Here is a 23,364-nt window from a genome sequence, read left to right as displayed (position 1 = left end):
AAATACTAAGGATACATCCGCGTCTTGGACCATTTCTGGCCGGCCGCGTCACGGCGAAATTCGATGCGGTCGTGCAGGCGGAATGGGCGGTCGTGCCAGAACTCGATACGCGACGGCGTGATACGCCAGCCGCTCCAGCCCGGCGGCCGTGGCACCTCCCCGATCATGTGCTTGGCGGCGACCTTGGCGATCGCCTGCTCGAAGGCGAAGCGGCTCTCCAGCTCCTGCGACTGCTTGCTCGCCCAGGCGCCGATCTGCGCCTGCTTCGGCCGGGTCGCGAAATAGGCGTCGGCCTCGGCCTCGGTCACCGGCGTCACGTTGCCGCGGATGCGGACCTGACGGCGCAGCGACTTCCAGTGAAAAAGTAACGCGGCCTTAGGATTTGCGGCGAGTTCGCGGCCCTTCTGGCTGGCGATGTGGCTGTAGAAGACGAAACCATCGGTATCGAAGCCCTTCATCAGCACCATGCGCACGTCCGGCAGGCCATCGGGATCGACGGTCGCGAGCGCCATGGCGTTCGGATCGTTCGGCTCGCTCTTGATGGCTTCGTTCAGCCAGGCCTCGAACAGCGCAAAGGGCTCGTCGGCGGCGGTGAAATCACCGGATGTTAAGGGTGTCTGGTGTTTCATCGAGCTCGTGTCGGTCATGTCTGGGGTCCGAGTTGCGTCCTGCGGTCCAAAACGCGTCGTTGTCTGCTACCGCCCTATATAGGGTATGGGGACGCGTTGGCCTATTGGCGATCCGGCCGTCCGGCTTCGTCATGACGATCATTCTGATCGGGCTCGGCACCGGCGGTTGCAGCTTTTCCCGCAACGACAAGAGTGCCTACGCCAAGGCCGACGACAGCGACCTCACCGGCTCGATCGCGATGCCGGCCAAGGCGCCGACCGACACCGATCTCGCCTTCGCCCGCAACGCTGCCTCCGACGTCCTCAGCAAGAACGACAAGGATTCCAGCCAGCATTGGGAGAATCCGGAAACCGGGGCGCGCGGTTCGGTCACGCCGATCGCGCAATCCTATGCCGCTGAAGACGGCCGCAAGTGCCGCGACTTCCTGGCGAGCTACGTCAACGGCAGCACCGAAAGCTGGCTCCAGGGTGCGGGCTGCCAAAGCAGCCGTGGCAGTTGGGAGATTCATACGCTAAAGCCGTGGCGGAGCTAGGAATCGCTTCACCAGGCTAGTTGCAAAAATACCACTCGCCCCCCACATGAGGCTCAAGTGGGGCGGGGAGCCCTTTGAACAATTCGATTTCTTGAAGGAGACGTGACGGATGCGCGACCCCTATGAGGTCTTGGGGGTGCCGCGGAGCGCCAACGCTGCCGCGATCAAGAGCGCCTATCGCAAGCTTGCCAAGAAGCACCATCCCGACAGCAACAAGAACGACCCGAAGGCGGCCGAGCGCTTCGCTGAGCTCAATACGGCCAACGAGATCCTCGGCGACGAGGACAAGCGCAAGCAATTTGACCGCGGCGAGATCGACGCCGACGGCAAGCCGCGCTTCCAGGGCTTTCCGGGCGGCGGCGGGCCGCGCGGGCGCGCAGGTCCCGGTGGGTTCGAAAGCTATACGTTCCGCGGTGGCGGCGCGGGCCCTGGTCCGGGCGGCGGCGCGTTCGAGGACATCCTCAACAGCATGTTCGGCGGTGCGCCGCGTCCGCGCCCCGGGGCCGGCGGCGGTGCTCAGTTCGAATTCGACACCGGGGGGATCGGGCTCGATCTCGACGTCAATGTCGCCATGACCGTCTCGCTGGAGGAGGCGGTCAAGGGCGGCGAGAAGCGCGTTCGGCTGCCGAATGGCAAGGAACTCAACGTCAAGATTCCGGCCGGCGTCACCGAGGGCCAGCAGATCCGGTTGCGGGGACAGGGCGAGAGCGCTCAGGGTCGTCCGCCGGGCGATCTCCTGATCACGATCGGCATCGCGCCGCATCCGTTCTTCAAGATCGAGGGCGCCGATCTCAGGATCGACCTGCCGGTCACGCTCTACGAGGCGGTGCTTGGCGGCAAGGTCCGCGTGCCCACCCTCGGCAATGCCGTGGAGCTTTCGGTCCCGCAAAACACCTCCAGCGGTCGGACCTTCCGCCTTAAGGGCAAGGGACTGCCAAAAGCTGGCGGAACCGGGGATCTCTTCGTCACCATCAGGATTATGCTACCGGACGGGAACGACGCCGAGCTTGAAGCATTGATGCAGAAGTGGCGGGACCAGCACCCCTACAATCCACGTAGCGGGTTTGGCTAAGCGTGATCCGGAAAGTGTGAAGGGGTTCTCCTAAAGACTGAGAGCGTCGTCCGTCGAGATGATGCTCATCATATGCCCGAGGCGTGGTAGCCCTTATTGGGCCACGTGCTCGACGTGTCGGCTGTCCGGCGGGGCAGCCGATAAAAAGGTGCGGCCTCGAGAGGGGGACCAGCGCGGTACCAAAAACCCCAATCGAGGCCGCCCGCGTCGATCGGCGGATCGAACGCCGCTCATTTTCGCGTGATCATCCGGTGCGATAATGAGACGCGCCGATGTCTTCATTCCAAATTTTCAATGTCGGAATCGAGGCACCGCGTTGGCGTGGTTGTCTAGGTGCCGCTTTTCTCTGCCTGGTCGTAGACCGCCTGCGCCACTTTGGTTAGCCGATCCCGGTCGCCGCCACCGCTGACGACGTAGCCGACGCCGCGCTCCGACCAGAACAGCGCCCCGTCCTTGTCCGTTCTGGCGTAGCGCATCTGCGTCGCGCCATTCTCGGTCTTGGCGGTGTAGATCGTGTACCGCTCGCCCGAGGCGCCCTCATACATCAGGAACGACGCCGGCCCGTTCGGCCCCGGCAAGAGCCGGCCGCCGACGAGCTTCAGTCCACTCGCCTCCAGATTCGGTGCAAACACGGTCCAGCCGCAGCGTCTGGTCAGCCAGGCCTGGAGGTGGTCGCGCTCGTTGCCGCCGACCTCGACGGGATGGCGAACCTCGACGACATAAAGGCGGTGGGCGTCGAGCGCGTCAGTCGTAAAACTCTGGAAGGTCGACGGCGCGTTGGCGGCGCCATGCCCCAGCCAGCCGGCGGTGCCGCCGGCGACGAAGGCCACCAGCACGGCCGCGGCGGCGCCATAGAGCCAGTGCCGCGGGCGGCGCTCCAGCCGTTCGAGCTCAAGCCGCGCCGGCACCGGCTCCTGGGCGACGGAATCGTAGCGGGCGTGCAGCATCTCGGCCATGGCGCGCCAGGACTGCACGCGCTCGTCATCCTCGGGCTGCGCGGCAAGCCAGGCCTCGACATCGGCGCGGCGCTCGGCTGGCAGCTCGCCGTCGACATAGGCGTGCAGTTCGTCCTCGGTCACTGGGATCTTGCGGTCGTTCATATCGATCGTCTCTGGCTCTGCGGCCCAAAATGTTCTTCGTGGTTCAACTGCGCCGCTTCCCATGCCATGCAGGAGAAACGACCGGCGCGATGCATCAATCCTGCCATCATTTCACCCGCCTGAGCGCCGGGCGCTCACCCTCCAGCGAGGCTTTGACGTGGGCGCGGGCGCGTGCCAGGCGCGACATCACGGTGCCGATCGGCACGCCCTGGATGTCGGCGACCTCGCGGTAGCTCATGCCCTCCAGCATCACCAGGAGCAGCACCGAGCGTTGCTCCTCGACGAGCGTCGCCAGCGCCCTCTCGATATCGCGCCCTTCGGCTTCGGTCCCGCTGGCATCCGGGTTGTTCTCCGTCAGCTGCATGAATTGCGGCCGCCGTGCCAGCGAGCGCCGCCGGTTCTTGTTGAGGTTGGTCAGGATCGTATAGAGCCAGCTCCTGACGTCGCCCCCGAGAAACAGGCGCTCCGAACGCAGCGCTCGCACCAGCGTATCCTGCACCAGATCGTCGGCCGCATCCGCCTCGCGCGTGAGCGCGCGGGCGTAGCGGCGCAACGCCGGTATCATGGCTTCAACACTTTGGCGAAACGCACTCATTGCGGTCTTGACGTCCTGATGTCGGCGCGAGCGCCACAACGATCATAACACCCGAGCGGAACGGCTATTCCGGCGCTTGAAACAGCGTTAACGCCGCGTATTAGGACTGTACCGCAACGGAGGGCTGGTGTACCTCCAAACCTCACCGGGAGCTCGACGGGACGTTAGCAAAATGGCGCAGAATTCAGGTCTGATGCAGGGCAAGCGGGGCGTGGTCCTCGGCGTTGCCAACAACCGCTCGATCGCCTGGGGCATTGCCAAGGCATGCCACGCGGCCGGCGCCGAGCTCGCCTTCACCTATCAGGGCGATGCGCTGAAGAAGCGCGTCGAGCCGCTCGCCGCCGAGATCGGCGGGCTCGTGCTCGGCCATTGCGACGTCACCGATGCCGCGACCATCGATGCGGCCTTCGCGGTGCTGAAGGAGAAGTGGGGCAAGATCGACTTCCTGGTGCATGCGATCGCCTATGGCGAGCAGCTCGACGGCCGCTACGTCGACACCACGCAGGAGAATTTTTCGAAGTCCATGCTGATCTCCTGCTACTCGTTCACGGCCGTGGCGCAGCGCGCCGAGAAGCTGATGACCGACGGCGGCTCGCTCATCACGCTCAGCTATTACGGCGCCGAGAAGTGGATGCCGCATTACAACGTCATGGGCGTTGCGAAAGCGGCGCTCGAAGCGAGCGTGCGTTATCTCGCCGCCGATCTCGGCGAGAAGAACATCCGCGTCAACGCGATCTCGGCGGGGCCGATCAAGACGCTCGCTGCGTCCGGCATCGGCGATTTCAGATATATCCTGAAGTGGAACGAAGCGAACGCACCGCTGCGGCGCAACGTGTCCACGGAAGACGTCGGCGGCAGCGCGCTGTATTTCCTCTCCGACCTTTCGCGCGGCGTCACCGGCGAGGTGCACCACGTCGATTCCGGCTATCACGTGCTCGGCATGAAGCGCCCGGACGCGCCGGACATTTCGTTCGGCGGGAAGGACTAACTTTTCACCCAGCAATGCCCGTACCCACGATCTATTACCTTCGCCACGGCGAGACCGAGTGGAATGCGCTCGGGAGGCTTCAGGGCATCAAGGACATTCCGCTGAACGCGCGCGGTCGCGGTCAGGCCGTGCAGGCCGGCGGCATTCTCGCCGATCTGTTCAAGCGCGAGGGCCGCGACAAGGCTGCATTAGCCTACGTGTCGAGTCCGCTTGGCCGCGCGCGAGAGACCATGGAACTGGCGCGGAGCAAGCTCGAACTGCCGACTGCGGACTACGCGCTCGACGATCGCCTGCGCGAGATCGGCTACGGCACCTGGGAGGGACTGACGCTGGCCGAGAGTGAGGCCTCCGATCCCGAGATCTACGCCCGGCGCCTCGCCGACAAATGGACGGTGGGCCCCGCGGGCGGGGAGACTTACGCCGATGTCCAGATCCGCGTGCGCGCCTGGTACGACCAACTTCGGACCGACACCGTCGCGGTCGCCCATGGCGGGACCTGCCGGGCCCTGATGGTTTCACTCGGCCTGGAGACGCCGGCGAGCGCCGCCGAGCTCTATATCGAGCAGGGCGCCGTCTACGTGTTCCGCGACGGGCGGCTGGAGAAGTTTAGTTAAGCCGGCTCGCCGTCCGTGGCGGCTGCGGGTTTGACCACCGGCGCCCCGCGCGTTACCACACGCGGGAACCGAGCCTGCGAGCAGCGATGTCCTTCAACACCTTCGGCCACATGTTCCGCGTCACGACCTTCGGCGAGAGCCATGGGGTGGCGATCGGCTGCGTGGTCGACGGCTGCCCGCCCATGATCCCGCTCGTCGAGGCCGACATCCAGGGTGATCTTGATCGCCGCCGGCCCGGCCAGTCGCGCTTCACGACCCAGCGTCAGGAGCCGGACCAGGTCAAGATCCTCTCCGGCGTGATGGCGCATCCGGAGACCGGCGTGCAGGTGACGACGGGCACGCCGATCGGGCTCCTGATCGAGAACACCGACCAGCGCTCGAAGGACTATTCCGAGATCAAGGACAAGTTTCGTCCCGGTCATGCCGACTTCACCTATGAAGCAAAGTACGGCCTGCGCGACTATCGCGGCGGCGGCCGCTCCTCGGCGCGCGAGACCGCGACGCGCGTTGCCGCCGGTGCGATCGCGCGAAAGGTGCTGCCCGACGTGAAGGTACGCGGCGCGCTGGTGCAGATGGGCCCGCACAAGATCGACCGCGCGAAGTGGGACTGGGACGAGATTGCGAACAACCCGTTCTTCTGTCCCGACAAGGACAAGGCCGCGTTCTTCGAGACCTATCTCGACGGCATCCGCAAGAGCGGCTCCTCGATCGGCGCGGTGATCGAGGTCGTCGCCGAAGGTGTGCCGGCAGGCCTTGGCGCGCCGATCTACGCCAAGCTCGATGCCGAGCTCGCCGCCGCAATGATGAGCATCAATGCCGTGAAGGGCGTCGAGATCGGCGCCGGCTTTGGCGCAGCCGAGCTCACCGGCGAAGAGAACGCCGACGAGATGCGCACCGGCAATGACGGCACGCGTTTTCTCTCCAACCATGCCGGTGGCGTCCTGGGCGGCATCTCCACGGGACAGCCGGTGGTGGTGCGTTTCGCGGTCAAGCCGACCTCGTCGATCCTGCAGCCGCGTCTCACCGTTGATCGCAACGGCGCCGACACCGAGATCATGACCAAGGGTCGCCACGATCCCTGCGTCGGCATCCGCGCCGTCCCCGTCGGCGAAGCCATGATGGCGTGCGTGCTGGCGGATCATTTCCTGCGCGACCGCGGCCAGGTCGGGCGGTAGCGTTGCGCGAGGCGCTTGTGTCGCGCCACTAGCCCACCGCGCAGCTTGACGATCCCACAACTTCGTCCGCAAATGCGGACATGGAAAGCTCCGAGCTCCAACGTATCACCAACTGGCTGATCGACGGCGCCTGGTCGTCGAAGACCCCGGCCGAGATGACGGCGGAAGCCTGCGAACGGATGGTCGCAGCCGGTCTGCCGCTATGGCGGTTCGGCATCTTCATCCGCACGCTGCATCCCGAAATTTTCGGTCGCAACTTCATCTGGCGGGAGGGCGAGGAGGTCGAGATCGGCACGGTCGATTTCGAGATCCTGCAGACGCCGGAATTCGCCAGAAGTCCGCTGCGGGTCGTGTTCGAGCAGGGACTTGAGGTGCGGGGACGCATGGACGATCCCGGCAGCAAGCATTTCCCTTTTTTCGACGATATGCGTGCCGAAGGCGTAACCGACTACGTCGCGACGCCAATGCCGTTTCTCGACGGCTCGGTCCACGCGACGAGCTGGACCACGCGCCATCCAGGCGGCTTCACCGCTGAACACATCGCGGCGATCCACGCCATCATCAAACCGCTCGCGCGCATCACCGAGATCATCAGCCTGCGCCGCACCGCCGAGATGCTGCTCGACACCTATGTCGGCAATCGTGCCGGCGCGCGCATCCTTGGCGGTCAGATCCGCCGCGGCCACAACGACACCATGCAGGCTGCGATCTGGCTCTCCGATCTGCGCGGCTTCACCGCACTGTCGGACCGGCTGCCGGCCGAGACCGTGGTCGAGATCCTCAATCATTATTTCGATTGTCAGGTCGCCGCGATCCGGGGCCATGGCGGCGAGGTCCTGAAATTCATGGGCGACGGCTTGCTCGCGGTGTTCCCGATCGACGAATATGTCGGCGATGCCGCGCATGTCTGCACGCGGGTTCTGGAGGCGGCGCGCGAATCCCGCGCCAGCGTCGAGGCGCTCGCGTATCCTGTCGGCGACGTCGTCGAGCGCTTCCGCTTTGGGGTGGCGCTCCACGTCGGGAATATCCTCTACGGCAATATCGGCGGCGGCAACCGCCTGGATTTCACCTGCATCGGCCCGGCCGTGAACCTTGCCGCCAGGCTCGAGAAGATCACGGGTCGCCTGGGGCGGACGGTCGTCGCCTCGGAAATGTTCGCCAATGTCTGCCAGCACGACTGGCACGAGCTCGGCGAATTCCCGATCGCGGGCTTTTCAAAGGCGCAGCGCGTCTACGGGCTGACCGAGGAGACGCCGGTGGTGACGGCCTGAGGTCGTCCTCGGATGTCCGCCGCCGTCAACCCGGTGAGCAGAATTCAGGCGTTCGACGCCATCACCGACCTCAGCGGTACGTCCAGCTGATAGATAAATCCGGACGGTTCATAGGCCAGCCGCACCTGCCCGTTCAGTTGCTGGCCGAGCGACTCGATCATCCGGGTGCCGTAGCTTCGCCGCGTCGGCGGCGCCACCACGGGGCCGCCGCTTTCGCTCCACTTCAAGCGCAGCCTTTGCTCGATCTCGTCCACCGTCCATGCGATCTCGACATGCCCGGAGGAACTGGACAGCGCGCCGAATTTCGTCGTGTTGGTGCAGAGCTCGTTGAACGTCATCGCCAGCGCTATCACGGCACCGGACGTGATCCGGAGGTCCGGGCCATTGAAATGGAATCGTCGGCCCCCCTGACTGTCAAAAGGATCGGTGGCGCCGCTCAGCGTATGAGTGAGGCTCGCATTTGACCAGCTGACCTGTATCAACAGGTCGTGGGCGCGCCCCAACGCCAGCAAGCGGCCATCCATGGCCTTTTGCCCGTGCTCCAGATTGATTGCGGTCCGGAAGCTCTGGGCTGCGATTGCGCTCACCGTCGCAAGCGTGTTCTTGATGCGATGATGCAGCTCTCCGAGGATGAGCTTTTGCAACTTGTCGGCAGCCTCGCGCTCGTGGGCTTCGATACCGGCTTGAGCGAGCAGGACCTTGGCGTCGGTGTCGGCCTGTTCCAGCAACAGGCGCAGATTGTCGTTTTCCGCGGCCAGAACCGATTCCTGTGGCGAACGACCAACCTCAAGGTTTTCCCCGGGATCCGTCGTGGTGGTCGGAAGGATTTTTAGCGCGCCAGCCCCGATCATTGCCCGCAATTGCGAGATCATTTCGTCGACGGCGAGCGGCTTGCGAAAGAAGCGGCTGTCCGCCGGCGTTTCGTTTTCAGATGGCTTTACCTGACCGGAAACCAGCACGATCTTGATGGCAGGCCAGCGATCGTGCACCGCGTGGGCCAGCTTCAAGCCGTCCATGGTCCCGGGCATCTGGATGTCGCTGAACAGAAGCGAGATGTCCGACCGCGACTCGAGGATTGCGATAGCTTCGTCGGCATTGACGGCCTGCACAGGGCAGAAGCCTGCATCCTCCACGATATCGACTGCGCGCATGCGCAAGATCATCTCGTCTTCGACGACGAGTACGTTCGGCAAGGAGGTTGGAGGTGTAGACATCTGTGCACGACACTTTCCTGGATAATCCGACAAGGCCGGTCGGCGCTTTGCGATTGTTGGTCTAGCGGCGCGCCGTCACCAAGCGAGCTTCATGAACCCTGGCATCGGATTCACCTCGGCGCAGACACGATGCTTCGAAGTCCGGCCAGACTTGGCTACCGCAATTCGTGGCCACCGGATGGCTCGCCAGCCGGTCCGCCTTCGCCAAAGCAACTGTCTCGCGCGCTTTCACTTGCGGAGCAAAACCGGGCAACACCATTACGGACACTCCGAGGAGCGCGAATATCGCGAACGCGATAAGAGATTTCATCATTTGGGGCTGCTTTGGCTGTCGACCGCCCCGTTTCGTTTGGGGACGCTGTTACAACAACCAAAATGAAATATTGTTCATTTCATACAACTTATATTTGAAGTGTGTTTTGCGGGCGGATGCCGCCCTCGGCCCGGATCGCCGCTCGATGAGAAGAGGCCGCCGACCAGGTTGGCTACCATTACCTCGGTGTCTTGGGGCCAGGCAGGCTTATCCAATCATGAATGTGCGACGCCGTTTCGCTCAATCGCGCCGCTTTGAGCAGCGCTTCCCGCTGGACGCCGGGCGGGGCTATCTCTGCGCGACGGCGAGCCTCGGCTGCCAATTGGGCAAGGCGATTGCTCAGCGGGATGGTTCTCTTTGTGGTGTCTTGCATAGGGCGCTCCGCATTGGGCGGGAGCGCAAAGACTCTCTCAGTCACCGATAGATGCCGTGATGGGCCGGTGATGGCTCACCATGCGCCTGTTGGCAGCCAATAGATACATTATTCAGCAGGGCAGATTTGACGCCGAAATCGAAAGATGGCGCACCAAAGGCGGACCGGTGCAACTATTCCTCCGGCTCCGTGGTGAACAGCAACGGATAGCCCTTGGTGCGGCCAGCATCCGTTGCGCGGGTAGCCTTGGTCTCGGCGACGTCCTTGGTGAACACCGCGACCACGCAGGCGCCGAGCTTGTGGGCGGTGATCATCACCTTGTAGGCCTGATCCTCGGTCATCCGGAACTCGGCCTTGAGGATCATGGTGACGAATTCGCGAGGCGTAAAGTCGTCGTTGATCAGGATGACCTTGTGCAGCTTCGGCCGCTCGACCTTGGTCTTCGTCCTGGTCTTCGGTTTGGCAACAGTGTCGGCCATCGCTTCCGAAACGCCTTGGTGCAGTTGAGCTTCCAGCCGGCCGATCATATTGCAGGACGCTGCCCTTCTCCTAGATGGTAGGCGCGCTTGTCATATGCGGCTCCGGATGAGCAGGAATGCGCCGCTGCGCTCGCCTATCACGGAAGTGCGCGGACGAGTTGCATTGCGGCGATGAGGGCTGCAACCGACAACACTACCGATCCAATCATGTAGGCGGCCGAGGCCCATGTCTGTCCACGCTCGACCAGAGACCAGGCATCCAGCGAGAACGTCGAGAATGTGGTGTATCCGCCACAAATCCCGACCGTCAGGAATATCCGGACGGCTTGCGGCAGGTTCCACCTCGTCGCGAACATCGCGGTGAAAACCCCGATCAGGAACGATCCCGTCACGTTGATGATCAGGGTGCCCCAGGGGAAATCGGTGCCGAACGCTCGGCCTGAACCGATCGCAACGAGATAGCGCACGACTGCGCCAAGCGCTCCACCAGCGGCGACCGCCAGAATGAATTGGACGTTCAACGTCTCGTTCCCCCGTTTGCCATTTCCATCATGTATCCTCCCTTACCAGCCCCCCGCCGACGGCAAATAGTCCCATCAGCGCGATCAGCGCAAAGCCGAGCCCCGCCAGGAACGTGCCGGCCGGACCATAGGCATCCCACAAGGCGCCGGCGATCACGCTTGCGGCCAGCATGGCAAGGCCGGTGAACAGGTTGAAATAGCCGAACGCGGTGCCACGCAAGTCCGGTGGCGCTACGTCGGCGACGAGGGCCGAGAGCAGGCCTTGCGTCAATCCCATATGCAGTCCCCACAGCACGACGCCGAGGGCGAGGCCCTCAAGGTTTGGCAGCAGCGCGAGCGCGAGATCGGCGCCGGCGAGGAAGACGAGGCCGAGCGCGAGCAGGCCGGTGCGGTTGATCCGGTCCGAGAGCACGCCGGCCGGATAGGCCGACAACGCATAGACGATGTTCATCAGCACCAGCACGGCCGGCACCCACATGGCATTGAGCCCGATGTTCTGTGCGCGCAGGATCAGAAAGGCCTCGCTGAAACGCGCCAGCGTGAACACGACGCCAACCGCGACCACACGCCAGTACACGGACCCGAGCTGGCGCATCGCGGCGGTATTCAGTGGATTCCTTGACGGCTCCCGGCCAGGGTCCGGCTCCGGCTCGCTCACCGCGAACGCGATCAGCCCGAACGACAGGAAGCCCGGCAGCACGGCCACCCAGAACACCGCCGTAAAATTGTCCGCCGTCCACCACATCAGGCCGATCGCGATGAGCGGCCCGACGAACGCACCGATGGTGTCGAGCGACTGCCGCAGGCCGAAGCTCGCGCCGCGCAGGCCGATGGGCGCGATATCGGCGATCAGTGCATCGCGCGGCGCGCCGCGAATGCCCTTGCCGACGCGGTCGATGAAGCGCGCGGCAACCAGCCATCCGACGCTGGGGGCAAGCGGGAAGAGCGGTTTTGTCAGCGCGGCGAGCCCGTAGCCGAGCGCGGCGAGAAATTTGCGCCGGCCGAGCCAGTCGGACAACGCGCCGGAGAAGATTTTCGTAATCGAGGCGGTCGCCTCCGCAATGCCCTCGATGAAGCCGACGGTAAGCGTGGAGGCGCCGAGCACGGTGACGAGATAGACCGGCAGCAGCGCATGGATCATCTCGGAAGAGACGTCCATCAGCATCGAGACGAAGCCGAGCACCCAGATCCCCCTGGGCAGCCCCGCACGTGCAGCATTCGGTGTTGTCGTCGTCACGTCCAGGACTTCTCCTCGGCCTCTGCTTGACCTCTGCTTGACCTCTCCTTGGCCTTCGCATCCAGGCAACAAAAAACCCGCCAGCGGCGGGTTTGTCCATGCTCCCGCCGAAGGCAGAGGCCTGAAAATTGCCCCTCCTCAAGCAGGAGTCATCAGCCCACTACGGTCCAAGATTCGGGTTCAAGGCCGCCGGGCGGTTGTCGGGGGACTCCATCCCCATCTGTGTCGCCAGCCTAACATGGAAATCGCGCCGGACAAGTGGGCGAGGGTGCTCTGTCCAGTGGCCCGTTCTTCCGGGGCGCATGGCACATGACGGCATGCCCGTGCCAGCGATCGCGCAGTCAGCGGCGCGAGCGCGGCAACATGGCGGCAGCTTTGCGTAATGCTTCGCAATTCCCGACCCGCAGATCCCAACGCGCAAATCCCTAACTGGAATGTGAAGCGCAAGCGATCTTCGGACTTTGCGGCAAGGCGATTGCATGTCACCATCGCGTCATACGACGGGAGGCTGCGATGCGCTTGCTGTTCTCGATCGGGGCTGTGCTGGTGACCGGCATGTTCGCCGGAGGGGACGTCGCGGGCATCGCGGCACCAGGACCTAAATTTGAGTCGCCCAGACTGGCGCTGCTCAAAAATCAGCCGCAGCGGCAAGCAGCCGACAGGGACGCGCAGACGGTCGATGTCGAGCTGATCCTCGCTGTCGACGTCTCCTACTCCATGGACATGGACGAGCTTGCGATCCAGCGTGAAGGCTATGCGCAGGCGATCCAATCGAAGGAATTCCTGCAGGCGCTGAAGCTGGGCCCGAACGGCCGGATCGCGGTGACCTATTTCGAGTGGGCCGCCTCGACCGACCAGAAGATCATCATTCCCTGGCGCCTGATCGACGGACCGGAGACCGCCGATGCCGTCGCCGCCGAAATCATGAAGACGCCGATCCGGCGCGCCTCGCGCACCTCGATCTCCGGCGCGATCAGTTTCGCGATGCCGCTGTTCGATGAGGATCCTTATCGGGGGTTGCGCCGCGTGATCGACATTTCCGGCGACGGTCCCAACAACAATGGCACACCGGTCACGATTGCGCGCGACGCGGCGATCGAGAAGGGCATCGTCATCAACGGCCTGCCGATCATGGTCAAGGAGCCCTCCTATTCGACCATGGATATCGACAATCTCGATTTCTACTATGAGGATTGCGTCATCGGCGGTCCCGGTTCCTTCGTCATCACGATCAAGGACCGCGACAAGTTCAAGGAGGCCATCCGCACCAAGCTCTTGATGGAGGTTGCGGGCCGTATGCCGGAGCGCCCCGTGATGCGGGTTGCTGAGAAGGACAAGGAGCCGCGTGTGAACTGCATGATCGGCGAGAAGATCTGGTCGGACCGCTGGGGTCGCTGAGCGCCGCCACCGGACGAGACCTTTTGCCCTATTTGCCCGCGATGGAATGTTAACCATGCGTTAACTGTTGCGTGGCCCTAATCGGCTGCTTCCAATTGTTTCCGGATACTGTTCTGACGTTCCTGTCGGGGCGCGAACCAAGCGGGCCCGTCAGACAAATCCGCCGAGCAATCCAATGGCCATCGTCTCATCGAGCACTAGCCAGATTTCTCCCGCTCTCGAGCGGGTGTATCACCAGAGCTCCCTGCTCGGTGAGTGGAAAGGCAATTGGGCGGGCAACAACCAGCCCGTCAGCTTCAAGGTGGTGAACATCCGCGGTGCCCGGGCGCAGGTCGAGTACACCCATAACGGACGCACGGAGCGCGGTTTTGGCGAGGTCGCCGGTTCGCTTCTCACCTTCGGCACGGTCACGGTCGGCACCAAGGACGGCAAGAGTCTGGTGCTGTTGTCATCTGCGGGCGCGGGCAAGCAGACCGCGACTCTCGAGAAGCAGGCGCCGCCGGCTTCCGACAGCCGCCTGATGGGAAGCTGGGGCGGCTATTCCAGTGACAATGGCAAGAGCGCGAGCTTCAGGGTGCTCGCTGTCAACGGCAACGAAGCGCAAGTCAGCGTCACCACCGATGGCGTCACCCGTCAGGGCACCGGCACCGTCTACAAGAACGTCATCATGTTCGGGCAGGCGCAGATTGCGAGCGACGACGGGCAGAATGGCAAGATCATCTACCAGGTCCGCAACAAGTCCTTCGTCGTGCCCGTGACGAAATATCCGCCGTCGGATACATCGTCCTCGGTGGACAGGACGGCATAACGCCTCGCCGGCCTTTGCCGCGGCTTGAGTCAGCGCCGCCAGGGTACTGCAATCGAACGCTTTCGACCTTCTTGTCACCGTGGGAACCGTGCAAGACCTCGGGAACGCGTGCGGGAGTTGATTGAAACGACGCTTCCGGTCGGCTCCGCTGGCCTTCGGAGCATCCGTCGCGTATAATTTCCGCACTTCCTTGTCGGTCACCTCAATGTCCAGCCTCACAGATTCCCCCGCCTTCGCAATTCTCTTCGCCGTGCTTTGCCTCGGCGGCGCATCGGCTCATGCGCAGGTGGCGCCCGTGAGGTATTGGATACCGGGTGGTCCTTTCGGCTGGGGCGGCAGTGCCGGCCAGAGTGCCGATGCCTACGGCAACTTTCCAAGCTTCAAGGCCGGCGATGCCGACGGAAGCTACAATTTTCGTCCCGGGTTCTTTGTCGGGAGCGAGCGCGGCAGTCTCGGTTTGAACGGTTTCAGCCAGAGCGGGGCCGTCGGCAGTTTCAGCGCGCTCTCTTATGATGGCACGCAATTTGGTTACAATACCAAGACAGCGGGCGGCATGCCCGTCACGTTCTTTGCCGGTTTCGACACGCTGAAATACGGCGGCGGCATCGGCAGCTCGCTTGCGCCGCTCACCTCCAGCGCCTCGCCCGGCTATGGCGCATTTGCGGGTGTCGAGTTCAAGCCGACCTCCAACCTCAGCCTGTCGTTCGGCGCCGGCTTCACCCAGCAGCAATCCGGACGCATGGACAGCGACATCAACTCGTCGATACTGCCCGGCGAGTCGCCGGCCCTGGGCGGCCTTCGGCGCTAGCGCGTGAACTTCGCCACCAGCTCGACATGCGGCGTATGCCGGAACTGGTCGACCGGCACCACGGCATCCATCTTGTAGCCGCCGTCGATCAGCAGCCGCGCGTCGCGGGCAAAGGTCGCGACGTTGCAGGAGACCGCGACCACCACAGGCACTTTGCTCGCGGCGAGCTTCAGGGCCTGCGCCTGCGCGCCCTGGCGCGGCGGGTCGAACACGATTGCGTCGAAATCGCGCAGCTCCGGCGCCACCAGGGGACGGCGAAACAGATCGCGCGGCTCGGCCTTGATCGGCTTGAGGCCCGGTGTGCGCGCGGCTTTTTCGAGCGCTGCAATGGCGCCGGCGTCGTTGTCATAGGCGGTGACGCGCGCCTTTTCGGCAAGCCGCAATGCAAACGGCCCGACGCCGCAGAAGAGATCGAGAACGTTCGCCTTGCCGATGCGCTCCGCGACGAGCGACGCAAGCGTCTCTTCGCCGGCGACGGTCGCCTGCAGGAACGAGCCCGGCGGCAGCGTCACCTCGGCGCGGCCCATCTTCACGGTCGGTGGCAGGCGTTGCAGCACCAGTTCGCCGTGCCGTGTCAGCCGCGCCAGACGGTGCTGCTCGGCGACGCGCGACAGCGCCGTCACGAGCGGCGTTGGCAGCGGGCCGGAGCCGCGCACATCGATGTCGAGACCGTTGGCGGTCGCGGTGACCTGGATGTCCAGCGGTTTCGTCACTGACATTTTGGACGTCAGCAGCTCGGCGAGCGCCCAACCGGCATCGAGTGCACCCTCGAGCCCGGGATCGAGGATCGGGCAGCGATCGATCGGGATGACGTCGTGCGAGCTGGCAGCCGAGAAGCCGACCTTGAGGATGTCATGGGTGCCGAACCGGCCGTGCAGCGTGATGCGCCTGCGTCCCGCACCGTGGGCATCGACCAGCGACGCCACCTCGCAGTCGATGCCAACCTGGGCCAGGGTCTCGACCACGATGCCGCGCTTCCAGGCGTGATAAGGTTCTGCCGCCCAGTGCTGGATCGCGCAGCCGCCACAGACGCCGAAATGCGGACAGAACGGCGCGACGCGCTCGGGGCTGGCGACGTCCACTGCCAGCAGCTTGCGGCGGTCAGGATGATTGCCGACGACATGATCGACCTCGACGGTCTCACCGCCGAGCGTGTAGGGCACATAGACGGCATCGCCGGCGTCGAGCGAGACGCCGTCGCCGCGATGACCGACGTGATCGATTCTCATGCGCTCAACCACGGCGCGCGCCCAGGAAGAATTCGATGTTGCCGTCGCCGCCGGTGATCGCCGATGGGAACACCTCGATATCGGTGCAGCCGAGCGAGGCCGCAAAGGCGGCGATGTCGTCGCAGATCTCGCGGTGCACGGCGGCGTCGCGGACGATGCCCTTCTTGTTGTGCTTCCGGTCCGCCTCGAACTGCGGCTTGATCAGCGCCAGCAGGCTCATCGGCGCGGCGGCCAGCGACAGCGCGATGGGCAGCACCGTCTTGAGCGAGATGAAGCTGACGTCGATCACGACGACATCGGGCCGCGCCGGCAAACGCTTGCCGTCATAGGCGCGGATGTCAGTCTCTTCCATCGACACGATCTTGGAGTGACCGCGCAGCGAGGGATGCAGCTGGCTGGTGCCGACATCGACGGCAAAGACGAGACTTGCGCCATTCGCCAGCAGCACCTCCGTGAATCCGCCGGTGGACGCGCCGACGTCGAGGCAGACATGGTCCTCGATCTCGATCGGGTAGCGCTCCAGCGCGCCGGCGAGCTTGACGCCGCCGCGGGAGACGTAGGGGTGCGCGGGCTCGGCCTGGATCACGGCGTCCTCGGCGATAGTCTCCGACGGCTTTGCGACCTGCTTGTCGTCGGCAGTGACGAGCCCGGCCTCGATCGCCGCGCGCGCCCGCGCCCGGCTCTCGAACAGGCCGCGCTCGACCAGCAGAACATCCGCGCGCTTGCGGGCAGGGGACATCATCTCTCCGAAGACGCCTGAGGCGCTTATGTAGCGATCAATCGCGCGGCCGCCATCCGGACGCAAGCCTCGAACGCGGCCAGATCGTGCCAGACATCGATCGGCATCTGCGCGGGCGTCACCAGCGGGCAGCCATGCAGCTCCAGCGCATGGATCATCATGAGATTGTCGACCAGGCCAAAATCCTCGACCGTCAGCCCCTGCGCGTCGACCAGCCGTCCGTCCTCGGACGTCACGTTCATGAAGCGACCGACACGGTCCGCATAGGCCGCGCCGTCATTGGAATAGGCGAGGCAAAACTTGCGGCGGCCGGCCATGTAGCCGAGCTCGTAGACGGTGCCGGGATCGGCGCCGGCGCCGCGGAACGGTGTGAGGTTGGCGATGATCGCATCGGCCGCGTCCATCATCGCCTCGTTGCCGCAAAAGATCTGCCGCGAGGCGTCGGGAGCGGCGAGGTCGATCCCGTTGTCGAGGGGATAGAGGCCGGTGAGGCCGTGGGCAGCACAGATCGCGGCCTTCTGCCGGCCGATCTCGACCGCATCTGGCAGGAACACGTCGGGGCCTGCCAGATAGATTTTCATCGAGCTGCTTTACGGAAGGTCGAAGCTCGCTGTCAGGCGAGCTTGACCGTCTCGGCCTTGACGTCCTTGCCGAGCGCCTCGAATACCTTGGCGACGATGCCCTTGGCGTCGAGACCGGCACGACCGTACATCGCCGCCGGGGTGTCGTGGTCCTGGAACACGTCGGGCAGCACCATGGTGCGGAACCGCACCAGGCCGCTGTCGAGCGCGCCCTGATCGCTCAGGTACTGCGCGACATGCGAGCCGAAACCGCCGACCGAGCCTTCCTCGATGGTGATGAGGATCTCGTGGTCGCGCGCGAGCTTGAGCACCAGCTCGGTGTCCAGCGGCTTCATGAAGCGCGCATCCGCGATCGTGGTCGAAAGGCCATGGGCTGCGAGCTCGTCGGCGGCCTTCTCGCATTCGGCGAGGCGCGTGCCGAAGGAGAGCAGGGCGATCTTGCTGCCCTGGCGGACGATGCGTCCCTTGCCGATCTCGAGCGGAATGCCAACTTCGGGCATCTCGATGCCGCGACCTTCGCCGCGCGGATAGCGCAGCGAGCTCGGACGATCGTTGATCGCGACCTGCGTTGCAACCATGTGCACCAGCTCGGCTTCATCGGCCGCGGCCATGATCACCATGTTCGGCAGACAGCCGAGATAGGCGTTGTCGAACGAGCCGGCATGGGTGGCGCCGTCAGCGCCGACGAGGCCGGCGCGGTCGATGGCGAAGCGCACGGGCAGGCTCTGGATCGCGACGTCATGCACGATCTGGTCGTAGCCGCGCTGCAGGAAGGTCGAGTAGATCGCGCAGAACGGCTTGTAGCCTTCGGTGGCGAGACCGGCGGCGAACGTCACTGCGTGCTGCTCGGCAATGCCGACGTCGAAGGTGCGGTCCGGGAACGCCTTGTTGAAGATGTCGACGCCGGTGCCGGATGGCATCGCCGCGGTGATGGCGACGATCTTGTCGTCCTTCTCCGCTTCCTTGACGAGGCTCTGGCCGAACACGTTCTGATAGGCCGGTGCATTCGGCTTGGACTTGGCCTGGGTGCCGGTCGCGACGTCGAACTTGACCACGGCGTGGTACTTGTCGGCGGAAGCTTCCGCCGGGCCGTAGCCCTTGCCCTTCTGCGTCACGACGTGAACCAGGATCGGGCCGGTCTCCATGTCGCGCACGTTCTTCAGCACGGGCAGGAGATGGTCGAGGTTATGGCCGTCGATCGGGCCGACGTAATAGAAGCCGAGCTCCTCGAACAGCGTGCCGCCGTCCATCATGAAGCCGCGGGAATATTCCTCGACGCGGTTGGCGCGGCTGGCGATGATCTTGGGCAAGCGCTTGTTGATCTGCTTGGCCGCATCGCGCAGCGTGCGGTAGGTCTTGCCCGAGTAGAGCCGCGACAGGTAGGCGCTCATCGCGCCGACCGGCGGTGCGATCGACATGTCGTTGTCGTTGAGGATGACGATCAGGCGCGAGTTCATCGCACCCGCATTGTTCATGGCCTCATAGGCCATGCCCGCCGACATCGCGCCGTCACCGATGACGGCGATAACGTTGTTCTTGCCGCCGGCGAGGTCGCGCGCGACCGCCATGCCGAGGCCGGCGGAGATCGAGGTCGAGGAATGCGCGGCGCCGAACGGATCGTAATCGCTCTCGCTGCGCTTCGTGAAGCCGGACAGGCCGCCGCCGGTGCGCAGCGTGCGGATGCGATCGCGCCGGCCGGTGAGGATCTTGTGCGGATAGGCCTGGTGGCCGACGTCCCAGATCAGCCGGTCGCGCGGGGTGTCGAAGACGTAATGGATCGCAGTGGTGAGCTCGACCACGCCGAGGCCTGCGCCGAAATGACCGCCGGTCACCGAGACGGCATCGATGGTCTCCTGACGCAGCTCGTCGGCGACCTGGCGAACCTGCTCGATCTTGAGCTTGCGCAGGTCGTCCGGCGTCCGGATGGTGTCGAGAAGCGGCGTTTTACTGTATGCGTTCACGGCGATTTCCAATTTGTCAGCGCCGGAAGGTCATTCCGGTGCGCGATGGGTTTGCACAATATCGGCGCAGCGCGAGTCCTTAAACCGTCGGAGCCACCTGCATGGGGCAAAGCCCCGTCTTCAAGCTTAGGTGAGCTTAAGTGCTCTCCGGTTCAGTCTCTGTGATCCCTGTCACTTAGATCGGCTTCGTCCATCCAGCCAATTCATCAGCAGTTTGAAGCGCTTGTCGTCGGTAATCAGTGCCCACGCAAGGCTTACAAAAAGCCACACTCCGCGCAGCTTTACACCAAAGCTTGGGCCAAAGCCAACCCGCTGGGCCGATTACGGCCATGCACCTGCAACCCGCGGGCCAGAGTGGTTAATCTTGGCGCCAGCGGAAGGGTTCCAAGCTTGCCCGGGTTCCTCGGCGAGGTTTTCGGCGAGGGGAAGCTATTTTTCGACGGATTCAGGAGGGCGCGGGGCCCGTGAGGGAGGTTCCGTAACCTTCAGAGCGCCGGTTCCCTGAGATCAGGCAGCAGCAACGCCCGACGGCGGCGTGCGATCATGAAAATCCCGGTGCCCACTGCGTGAGAGAAGCGGCTTTGAAGGCGGCCCTTACTGGACGTCGAGCGGCGCGGTGCCGGTGGCCTGGCCGCTGGCATCGGTGGTGATCTTGTCGACGCGTGCCTCAGCCTGGCGCAGCAATTCCTCGCAGCGGCGCTTCAGGGCCTCGCCGCGCTCGTAGATCGTCACGGATTCCTCGAGCGGCACCTTGCCGTCCTCGAGCCGCTTCACGATGGTTTCGAGCTCCTCGATGGCGCGTTCGAAGGTCAGCCTGGAGACGTCGATTTGGGTATTTTCGGCCATATAAGTTTCCGATTGCCCGATTCGCTTCACGTCGGAGAAAGCAAAGTTTTGCGGGCGCAATGTGGCGGGTGCGTCAGGCGCCCATCAGGGCGCCGACATGCGCCGTAACAGATTCTTTCAGTCCTTGCAGGTCGTAGCCGCCTTCGAGCACAGAAACAACGCGCCCCCCTGCGGTCTTGTCGGCGAGGTCCATCAGCTTGCGCGTGACCCAGGCATAATCCTCCGCGCGCAAATTCAGCGACGCCAGCGGATCGCGATAATGCGCGTCGAAGCCGGCAGAGATGACGAGCAGCTCCGGGCTGAATTTTTCGAGCTGAGGCAGGATCAAATTCTCGAACGCGATGCGGAATTCCGGCCCGCCGTCCTCGGAGGCGAGCGGCGCGTTGACGATGGTGTCGTGGTCGCCGCGCTCGCTCTTGGCACCGGTGCCCGGAAACAGCGGCATCTGGTGCGTCGAGCAGTACATCACGGTCGGGTCCGACCAGAAGATGTCTTGCGTGCCGTTACCGTGATGCACGTCGAAATCGACGATGGCCGCGCGCTTGATGCCGTATTTGCGCTGTGCGTGGCGCGCGGCGATGGCGACGTTGTCGAAGAAGCAGAAGCCCATCGGCTTGCCGATCTCGGCGTGGTGGCCGGGCGGGCGCACCGCGACGAAGGCATTGCGATGCTCGCCGGCCATCACCGCTTCGGTCGCCGCGACCGCGCCACCGACGCCGCGCATCACCGCTTCCCACGTGCCCGGCGACATCGAGGTGTCGCCGTCGATATAGACGAGGCCGCTGGTCGGCGCGATGTGGCGCAGCTCCGTGACGTAGTGCTCGTTGTGGCAGAGCGTGACGAGGTCGAGATCGCCCTCCGGCGCCTGGTCGCGCACCAGGAACTGGAAGCGCTCATGCGACAGCGCCTCCTCCACCGCGCGCAGGCGGTCCGGCCTTTCAGGGTGTCCCGGCGGCGTGACGTGGTCGAGGCAGGCCTTGTGGGAGAGGAGAAGCGTACTCATCAGTCGGCCTCATGGGATGCGGGCTCTCGACGTCGCTTGGCGCATCCGGCGCCAAAACGCAAATGCAAAACCCAATCTATGCGTTCCCCCGGGAATGGCAAAGGGTGGTCCCGAACCGGTCCGTTTGATCCGGATCAATTCATGCGCAGGATGCGGCTCAGCGGCAGCGGCCCGATCGGTCCGTGCGCCCTGAAGAACGCGAACAGCGCGTCTGCGTCGTAGCCGCCATATTGCAGCCCTGTGCCCTGTTTGACGACCGTGAAGCCGTCGCCACCGACTGCGAGGTAATCGTTGAGGGTGACGCGGTAGCCGCTTCCGGCTTCGATCGGTCTGCCGTTGAGCGTTATCTTCTCGTTGATCACGCGCTCGCCGTACGGCTTCGCCGCATCCCAGGCGTAACTGAACCCGTTCGAGACCTGGAGAATCCGCGGCCGCTTCGGATCGAGCCATTGCTGCTCCAGCATGTCCTTGAGCTGGCTGCCCGTGAGCGTCATGGTGACGAGCCGGTTGCGGAAAGGCTGGCTGGCGAAAACGTCGCCGAAGGTGATCGCGCCGTTCTCCTTTGGAACGATGTCGGTGCGGATGCCGCCGGGATTGGTGAGCGCGATGACGGCACCGCCGTCCTTGGCGTCCCGGGTCGCGGCGAGCTGCGCGTCGGCAATGACGTCGCCGAGCGCGCTTTCGCCGGCCTCGTTCGGTACGCGTGACAGCGTCTGCGTCACCGATCCAGCCGGGCGATTGGCGATCGGCGCCGAAAGCCTGTCGTAGGCGTCGATCAGTGCGGTCTGCTCGGGATCCCTGGGCAGCGAGGCATTGGCGACGAGGACATTCTCGGCCCGGGCGCTGACGACGTCGCGCGTTGCCGGGTCGAGCTTGAGATCGATCGCGGTGACCAGCGTACCGTATTTGTCGCCGCTGGTGACGAGCCGCCCGTCGATTTGGCAAACATAGGCACGATGAGTGTGACCGCTGACCACGACGTCGACGGCGCGATCGAATTTTTTCACGATGTCGACGATCGGCCCGGTGATGGCAGGGCATTCATTGTAGTCACCGGCCGGCTCGCCGCCCTGGTGGATCAGCACCACGATCGCCTCGACCCCGCGCGCCTTCAGCTGCGGCACCAGCGCGTTCACCGTCTCGGCTTCGTCGCGGAATTCGAGGCCCGTGACGCCCGATGGCGAGACGATGCCCGCGGTCTCCTTCAAGGTCAGCCCGATGAAGGCGATGGGGATGCCCTCGAACTCCCTGATCTCGTAAGGCGGCAGCACGCTCCTGCCGGTCGCGGTCTCGATGGTGGACGCCGCGAGATAGTGGAATTTGGCGCCCGTGAAGGGATGCGGCCCCTGACAGCCGTCGACCGGATGACAGCCCCCATTCTGCATCCGCAACAGCTCGGTCTTGCCCTCGTCGAATTCGTGATTGCCGACCGAACTGATCGCGAGCCCCATCATCGAGAGCGACTCGATCGAAGGTTCGTCGTGGAACATCGCCGACAGGAACGGGCTCGCGCCGACAGGTCGCCGGCGGCGACGAAGATCGTGTTCTTGTGGCCCTCGCGCAGCTGCTTCACCAGCGTCGCCATGTATTCGGCGCCGCCGGCCGCCACCATCACCTTCCTGGACTTGTCCTCGGGATCACTGATCCGGATGCCGCCCGGCGGCGGGCGCAGATTGCCGTGGAAATCGTTGATCGCGAGGATGCGCAGCTCGACCGGTGCGGCGGTTTGGGCGGACGCGGGGAGGGCGGCGAGCGCGAGAGAGAGGATCGTCAGGCGGAGAACATGTCGCATGGAACCAGACTAGTCGTTCCGCACGAAGATTTCACGAAGCTTTCTTCCTTCTCCCCTTGCGGGAGAAGGTGGCGCGAAGCGCCGG

Annotated in this window: 23 protein-coding genes, 1 pseudogene and 1 riboswitch; of the genes and pseudogenes, 9 read left to right on the top strand and 15 right to left on the bottom strand. The window is 64.4% G+C overall.

Annotation, left to right across the window (positions count from 1 at the left end; all coding sequences use genetic code 11):
- Positions 1-5 precede the first annotated feature (5 nt).
- Complete coding sequence (gene pdxH, locus AC0L20_RS23685; RefSeq protein WP_247369234.1) at positions 6-647, bottom strand: pyridoxamine 5'-phosphate oxidase; 642 nt, start codon at positions 645-647, stop codon at positions 6-8.
- 113 nt (positions 648-760) lie between these two features.
- Here pdxH and AC0L20_RS23680 point away from each other — a divergent pair, with 113 nt between their 5' ends.
- Together AC0L20_RS23680 and AC0L20_RS23675 are read left to right on the top strand one after the other, a co-directional pair.
- The gene (locus AC0L20_RS23680; RefSeq protein WP_027516547.1) at positions 761-1,162 is read left to right on the top strand and encodes an RT0821/Lpp0805 family surface protein; all 402 of its coding nucleotides are present in this window, start codon (positions 761-763) and stop codon (positions 1,160-1,162) included.
- Between the two features lie 109 nt (positions 1,163-1,271).
- Positions 1,272-2,234, top strand: a complete 963-nt coding sequence (locus AC0L20_RS23675) for a DnaJ C-terminal domain-containing protein (protein WP_473292713.1) — start codon at positions 1,272-1,274, stop codon at positions 2,232-2,234.
- A gap of 329 nt (positions 2,235-2,563) precedes the next feature.
- Here AC0L20_RS23675 and AC0L20_RS23670 read toward each other — a convergent pair whose 3' ends face one another.
- Positions 2,564-3,334, bottom strand: coding sequence for an anti-sigma factor family protein (locus AC0L20_RS23670; protein WP_473292711.1), 771 nt, complete (start codon positions 3,332-3,334; stop codon positions 2,564-2,566).
- A 106-nt stretch (positions 3,335-3,440) separates the two neighbouring features.
- Positions 3,441-3,929, bottom strand: coding sequence for a sigma-70 family RNA polymerase sigma factor (locus AC0L20_RS23665; protein WP_007594679.1), 489 nt, complete (start codon positions 3,927-3,929; stop codon positions 3,441-3,443).
- Positions 3,930-4,101: 172 nt separating this feature from the next.
- On the opposite strand from AC0L20_RS23665, the gene fabI reads away from it, so the two are divergent.
- From fabI to AC0L20_RS23645, 4 genes are all read left to right on the top strand, one after another.
- Entirely contained in the window at positions 4,102-4,917 is an 816-nt protein-coding gene (fabI, locus tag AC0L20_RS23660; protein ID WP_007594677.1) for an enoyl-ACP reductase FabI, read from the top strand.
- A gap of 14 nt (positions 4,918-4,931) precedes the next feature.
- Positions 4,932-5,531 (top strand): histidine phosphatase family protein, encoded by a 600-nt coding sequence (locus AC0L20_RS23655; RefSeq protein WP_473292708.1) that lies wholly within the window; start codon positions 4,932-4,934, stop codon positions 5,529-5,531.
- An 86-nt stretch (positions 5,532-5,617) separates the two neighbouring features.
- Entirely contained in the window at positions 5,618-6,706 is a 1,089-nt protein-coding gene (gene aroC / locus AC0L20_RS23650) for a chorismate synthase (RefSeq protein ID WP_473292704.1), read from the top strand.
- A gap of 80 nt (positions 6,707-6,786) precedes the next feature.
- Positions 6,787-7,977 carry an adenylate/guanylate cyclase domain-containing protein gene (locus AC0L20_RS23645; protein ID WP_473292700.1) on the top strand — a complete coding sequence of 397 codons (1,191 nt, stop codon included), beginning with the start codon at positions 6,787-6,789 and terminating at the stop codon, positions 7,975-7,977.
- 44 nt (positions 7,978-8,021) lie between these two features.
- Here the strand turns inward: AC0L20_RS23645 and AC0L20_RS23640 are convergent, their stop codons facing one another.
- The 5 genes from AC0L20_RS23640 to AC0L20_RS23620 all read right to left on the bottom strand — a co-directional run bounded on the left by AC0L20_RS23640 (position 8,022) and on the right by AC0L20_RS23620 (position 12,114).
- Positions 8,022-9,191 carry a sensor histidine kinase gene (locus AC0L20_RS23640; RefSeq protein ID WP_473292852.1) on the bottom strand — a complete coding sequence of 390 codons (1,170 nt, stop codon included), beginning with the start codon at positions 9,189-9,191 and terminating at the stop codon, positions 8,022-8,024.
- A gap of 61 nt (positions 9,192-9,252) precedes the next feature.
- The gene (locus tag AC0L20_RS23635) at positions 9,253-9,504 is read right to left on the bottom strand and encodes a hypothetical protein (RefSeq protein WP_084462249.1); all 252 of its coding nucleotides are present in this window, start codon (positions 9,502-9,504) and stop codon (positions 9,253-9,255) included.
- A gap of 546 nt (positions 9,505-10,050) precedes the next feature.
- The gene (gene clpS, locus AC0L20_RS23630) at positions 10,051-10,356 is read right to left on the bottom strand and encodes an ATP-dependent Clp protease adapter ClpS (protein ID WP_027568716.1); all 306 of its coding nucleotides are present in this window, start codon (positions 10,354-10,356) and stop codon (positions 10,051-10,053) included.
- Positions 10,357-10,493: 137 nt separating this feature from the next.
- A complete protein-coding gene (gene crcB / locus AC0L20_RS23625) occupies positions 10,494-10,877 on the bottom strand; it encodes a fluoride efflux transporter CrcB (protein ID WP_247439028.1) in 384 nt (127 codons plus the stop codon).
- A gap of 28 nt (positions 10,878-10,905) precedes the next feature.
- Positions 10,906-12,114, bottom strand: coding sequence for an MFS transporter (locus AC0L20_RS23620; RefSeq protein WP_473292695.1), 1,209 nt, complete (start codon positions 12,112-12,114; stop codon positions 10,906-10,908).
- Between the two features lie 136 nt (positions 12,115-12,250).
- Positions 12,251-12,341: riboswitch (Fluoride riboswitch) on the bottom strand.
- Positions 12,342-12,627: 286 nt separating this feature from the next.
- On the opposite strand from AC0L20_RS23620, the gene AC0L20_RS23615 reads away from it, so the two are divergent.
- From AC0L20_RS23615 to AC0L20_RS23605, 3 genes are all read left to right on the top strand, one after another.
- Positions 12,628-13,512 carry a DUF1194 domain-containing protein gene (locus tag AC0L20_RS23615; protein ID WP_247290966.1) on the top strand — a complete coding sequence of 295 codons (885 nt, stop codon included), beginning with the start codon at positions 12,628-12,630 and terminating at the stop codon, positions 13,510-13,512.
- Between the two features lie 175 nt (positions 13,513-13,687).
- The gene (locus AC0L20_RS23610; RefSeq protein WP_473292693.1) at positions 13,688-14,320 is read left to right on the top strand and encodes a hypothetical protein; all 633 of its coding nucleotides are present in this window, start codon (positions 13,688-13,690) and stop codon (positions 14,318-14,320) included.
- Between the two features lie 205 nt (positions 14,321-14,525).
- Complete coding sequence (locus AC0L20_RS23605; RefSeq protein ID WP_473292691.1) at positions 14,526-15,128, top strand: hypothetical protein; 603 nt, start codon at positions 14,526-14,528, stop codon at positions 15,126-15,128.
- Here the strand turns inward: AC0L20_RS23605 and AC0L20_RS23600 are convergent.
- The 7 genes and pseudogenes from AC0L20_RS23600 to AC0L20_RS23570 all read right to left on the bottom strand — a co-directional run bounded on the left by AC0L20_RS23600 (position 15,125) and on the right by AC0L20_RS23570 (position 23,279).
- On the bottom strand, positions 15,125-16,369 hold the full coding sequence (locus AC0L20_RS23600) for a class I SAM-dependent RNA methyltransferase (RefSeq protein ID WP_473292688.1): 1,245 nt from the start codon (positions 16,367-16,369) through the stop codon (positions 15,125-15,127). The two genes, AC0L20_RS23605 and AC0L20_RS23600, sit on opposite strands and share 4 nt — an antisense overlap.
- A complete protein-coding gene (locus AC0L20_RS23595) occupies positions 16,362-17,096 on the bottom strand; it encodes a TlyA family RNA methyltransferase (protein ID WP_473292686.1) in 735 nt (244 codons plus the stop codon). The genes AC0L20_RS23600 and AC0L20_RS23595 overlap by 8 nt, the downstream gene beginning before the upstream one ends.
- A gap of 26 nt (positions 17,097-17,122) precedes the next feature.
- Positions 17,123-17,677: a nucleoside 2-deoxyribosyltransferase gene (locus AC0L20_RS23590; RefSeq protein ID WP_473292684.1), complete on the bottom strand. Its 555-nt coding sequence runs from the start codon at positions 17,675-17,677 to the stop codon at positions 17,123-17,125.
- Positions 17,678-17,709: 32 nt separating this feature from the next.
- Positions 17,710-19,638: a 1-deoxy-D-xylulose-5-phosphate synthase gene (gene dxs, locus AC0L20_RS23585; RefSeq protein WP_247290957.1), complete on the bottom strand. Its 1,929-nt coding sequence runs from the start codon at positions 19,636-19,638 to the stop codon at positions 17,710-17,712.
- 594 nt (positions 19,639-20,232) lie between these two features.
- Entirely contained in the window at positions 20,233-20,484 is a 252-nt protein-coding gene (locus tag AC0L20_RS23580; RefSeq protein WP_027516568.1) for an exodeoxyribonuclease VII small subunit, read from the bottom strand.
- Positions 20,485-20,557: 73 nt separating this feature from the next.
- Complete coding sequence (locus tag AC0L20_RS23575) at positions 20,558-21,487, bottom strand: histone deacetylase family protein (protein WP_007607412.1); 930 nt, start codon at positions 21,485-21,487, stop codon at positions 20,558-20,560.
- A 134-nt stretch (positions 21,488-21,621) separates the two neighbouring features.
- Positions 21,622-23,279: pseudogene (locus AC0L20_RS23570) on the bottom strand (bifunctional metallophosphatase/5'-nucleotidase).
- Positions 23,280-23,364: the final 85 nt, after the last annotated feature.

The organism is Bradyrhizobium sp. Kon58 (genome assembly GCF_055807455.1).
The sequence above is the reverse complement of the archived record's forward strand: the minus strand, read 5'-3'. Positions and strand labels throughout refer to the sequence as shown.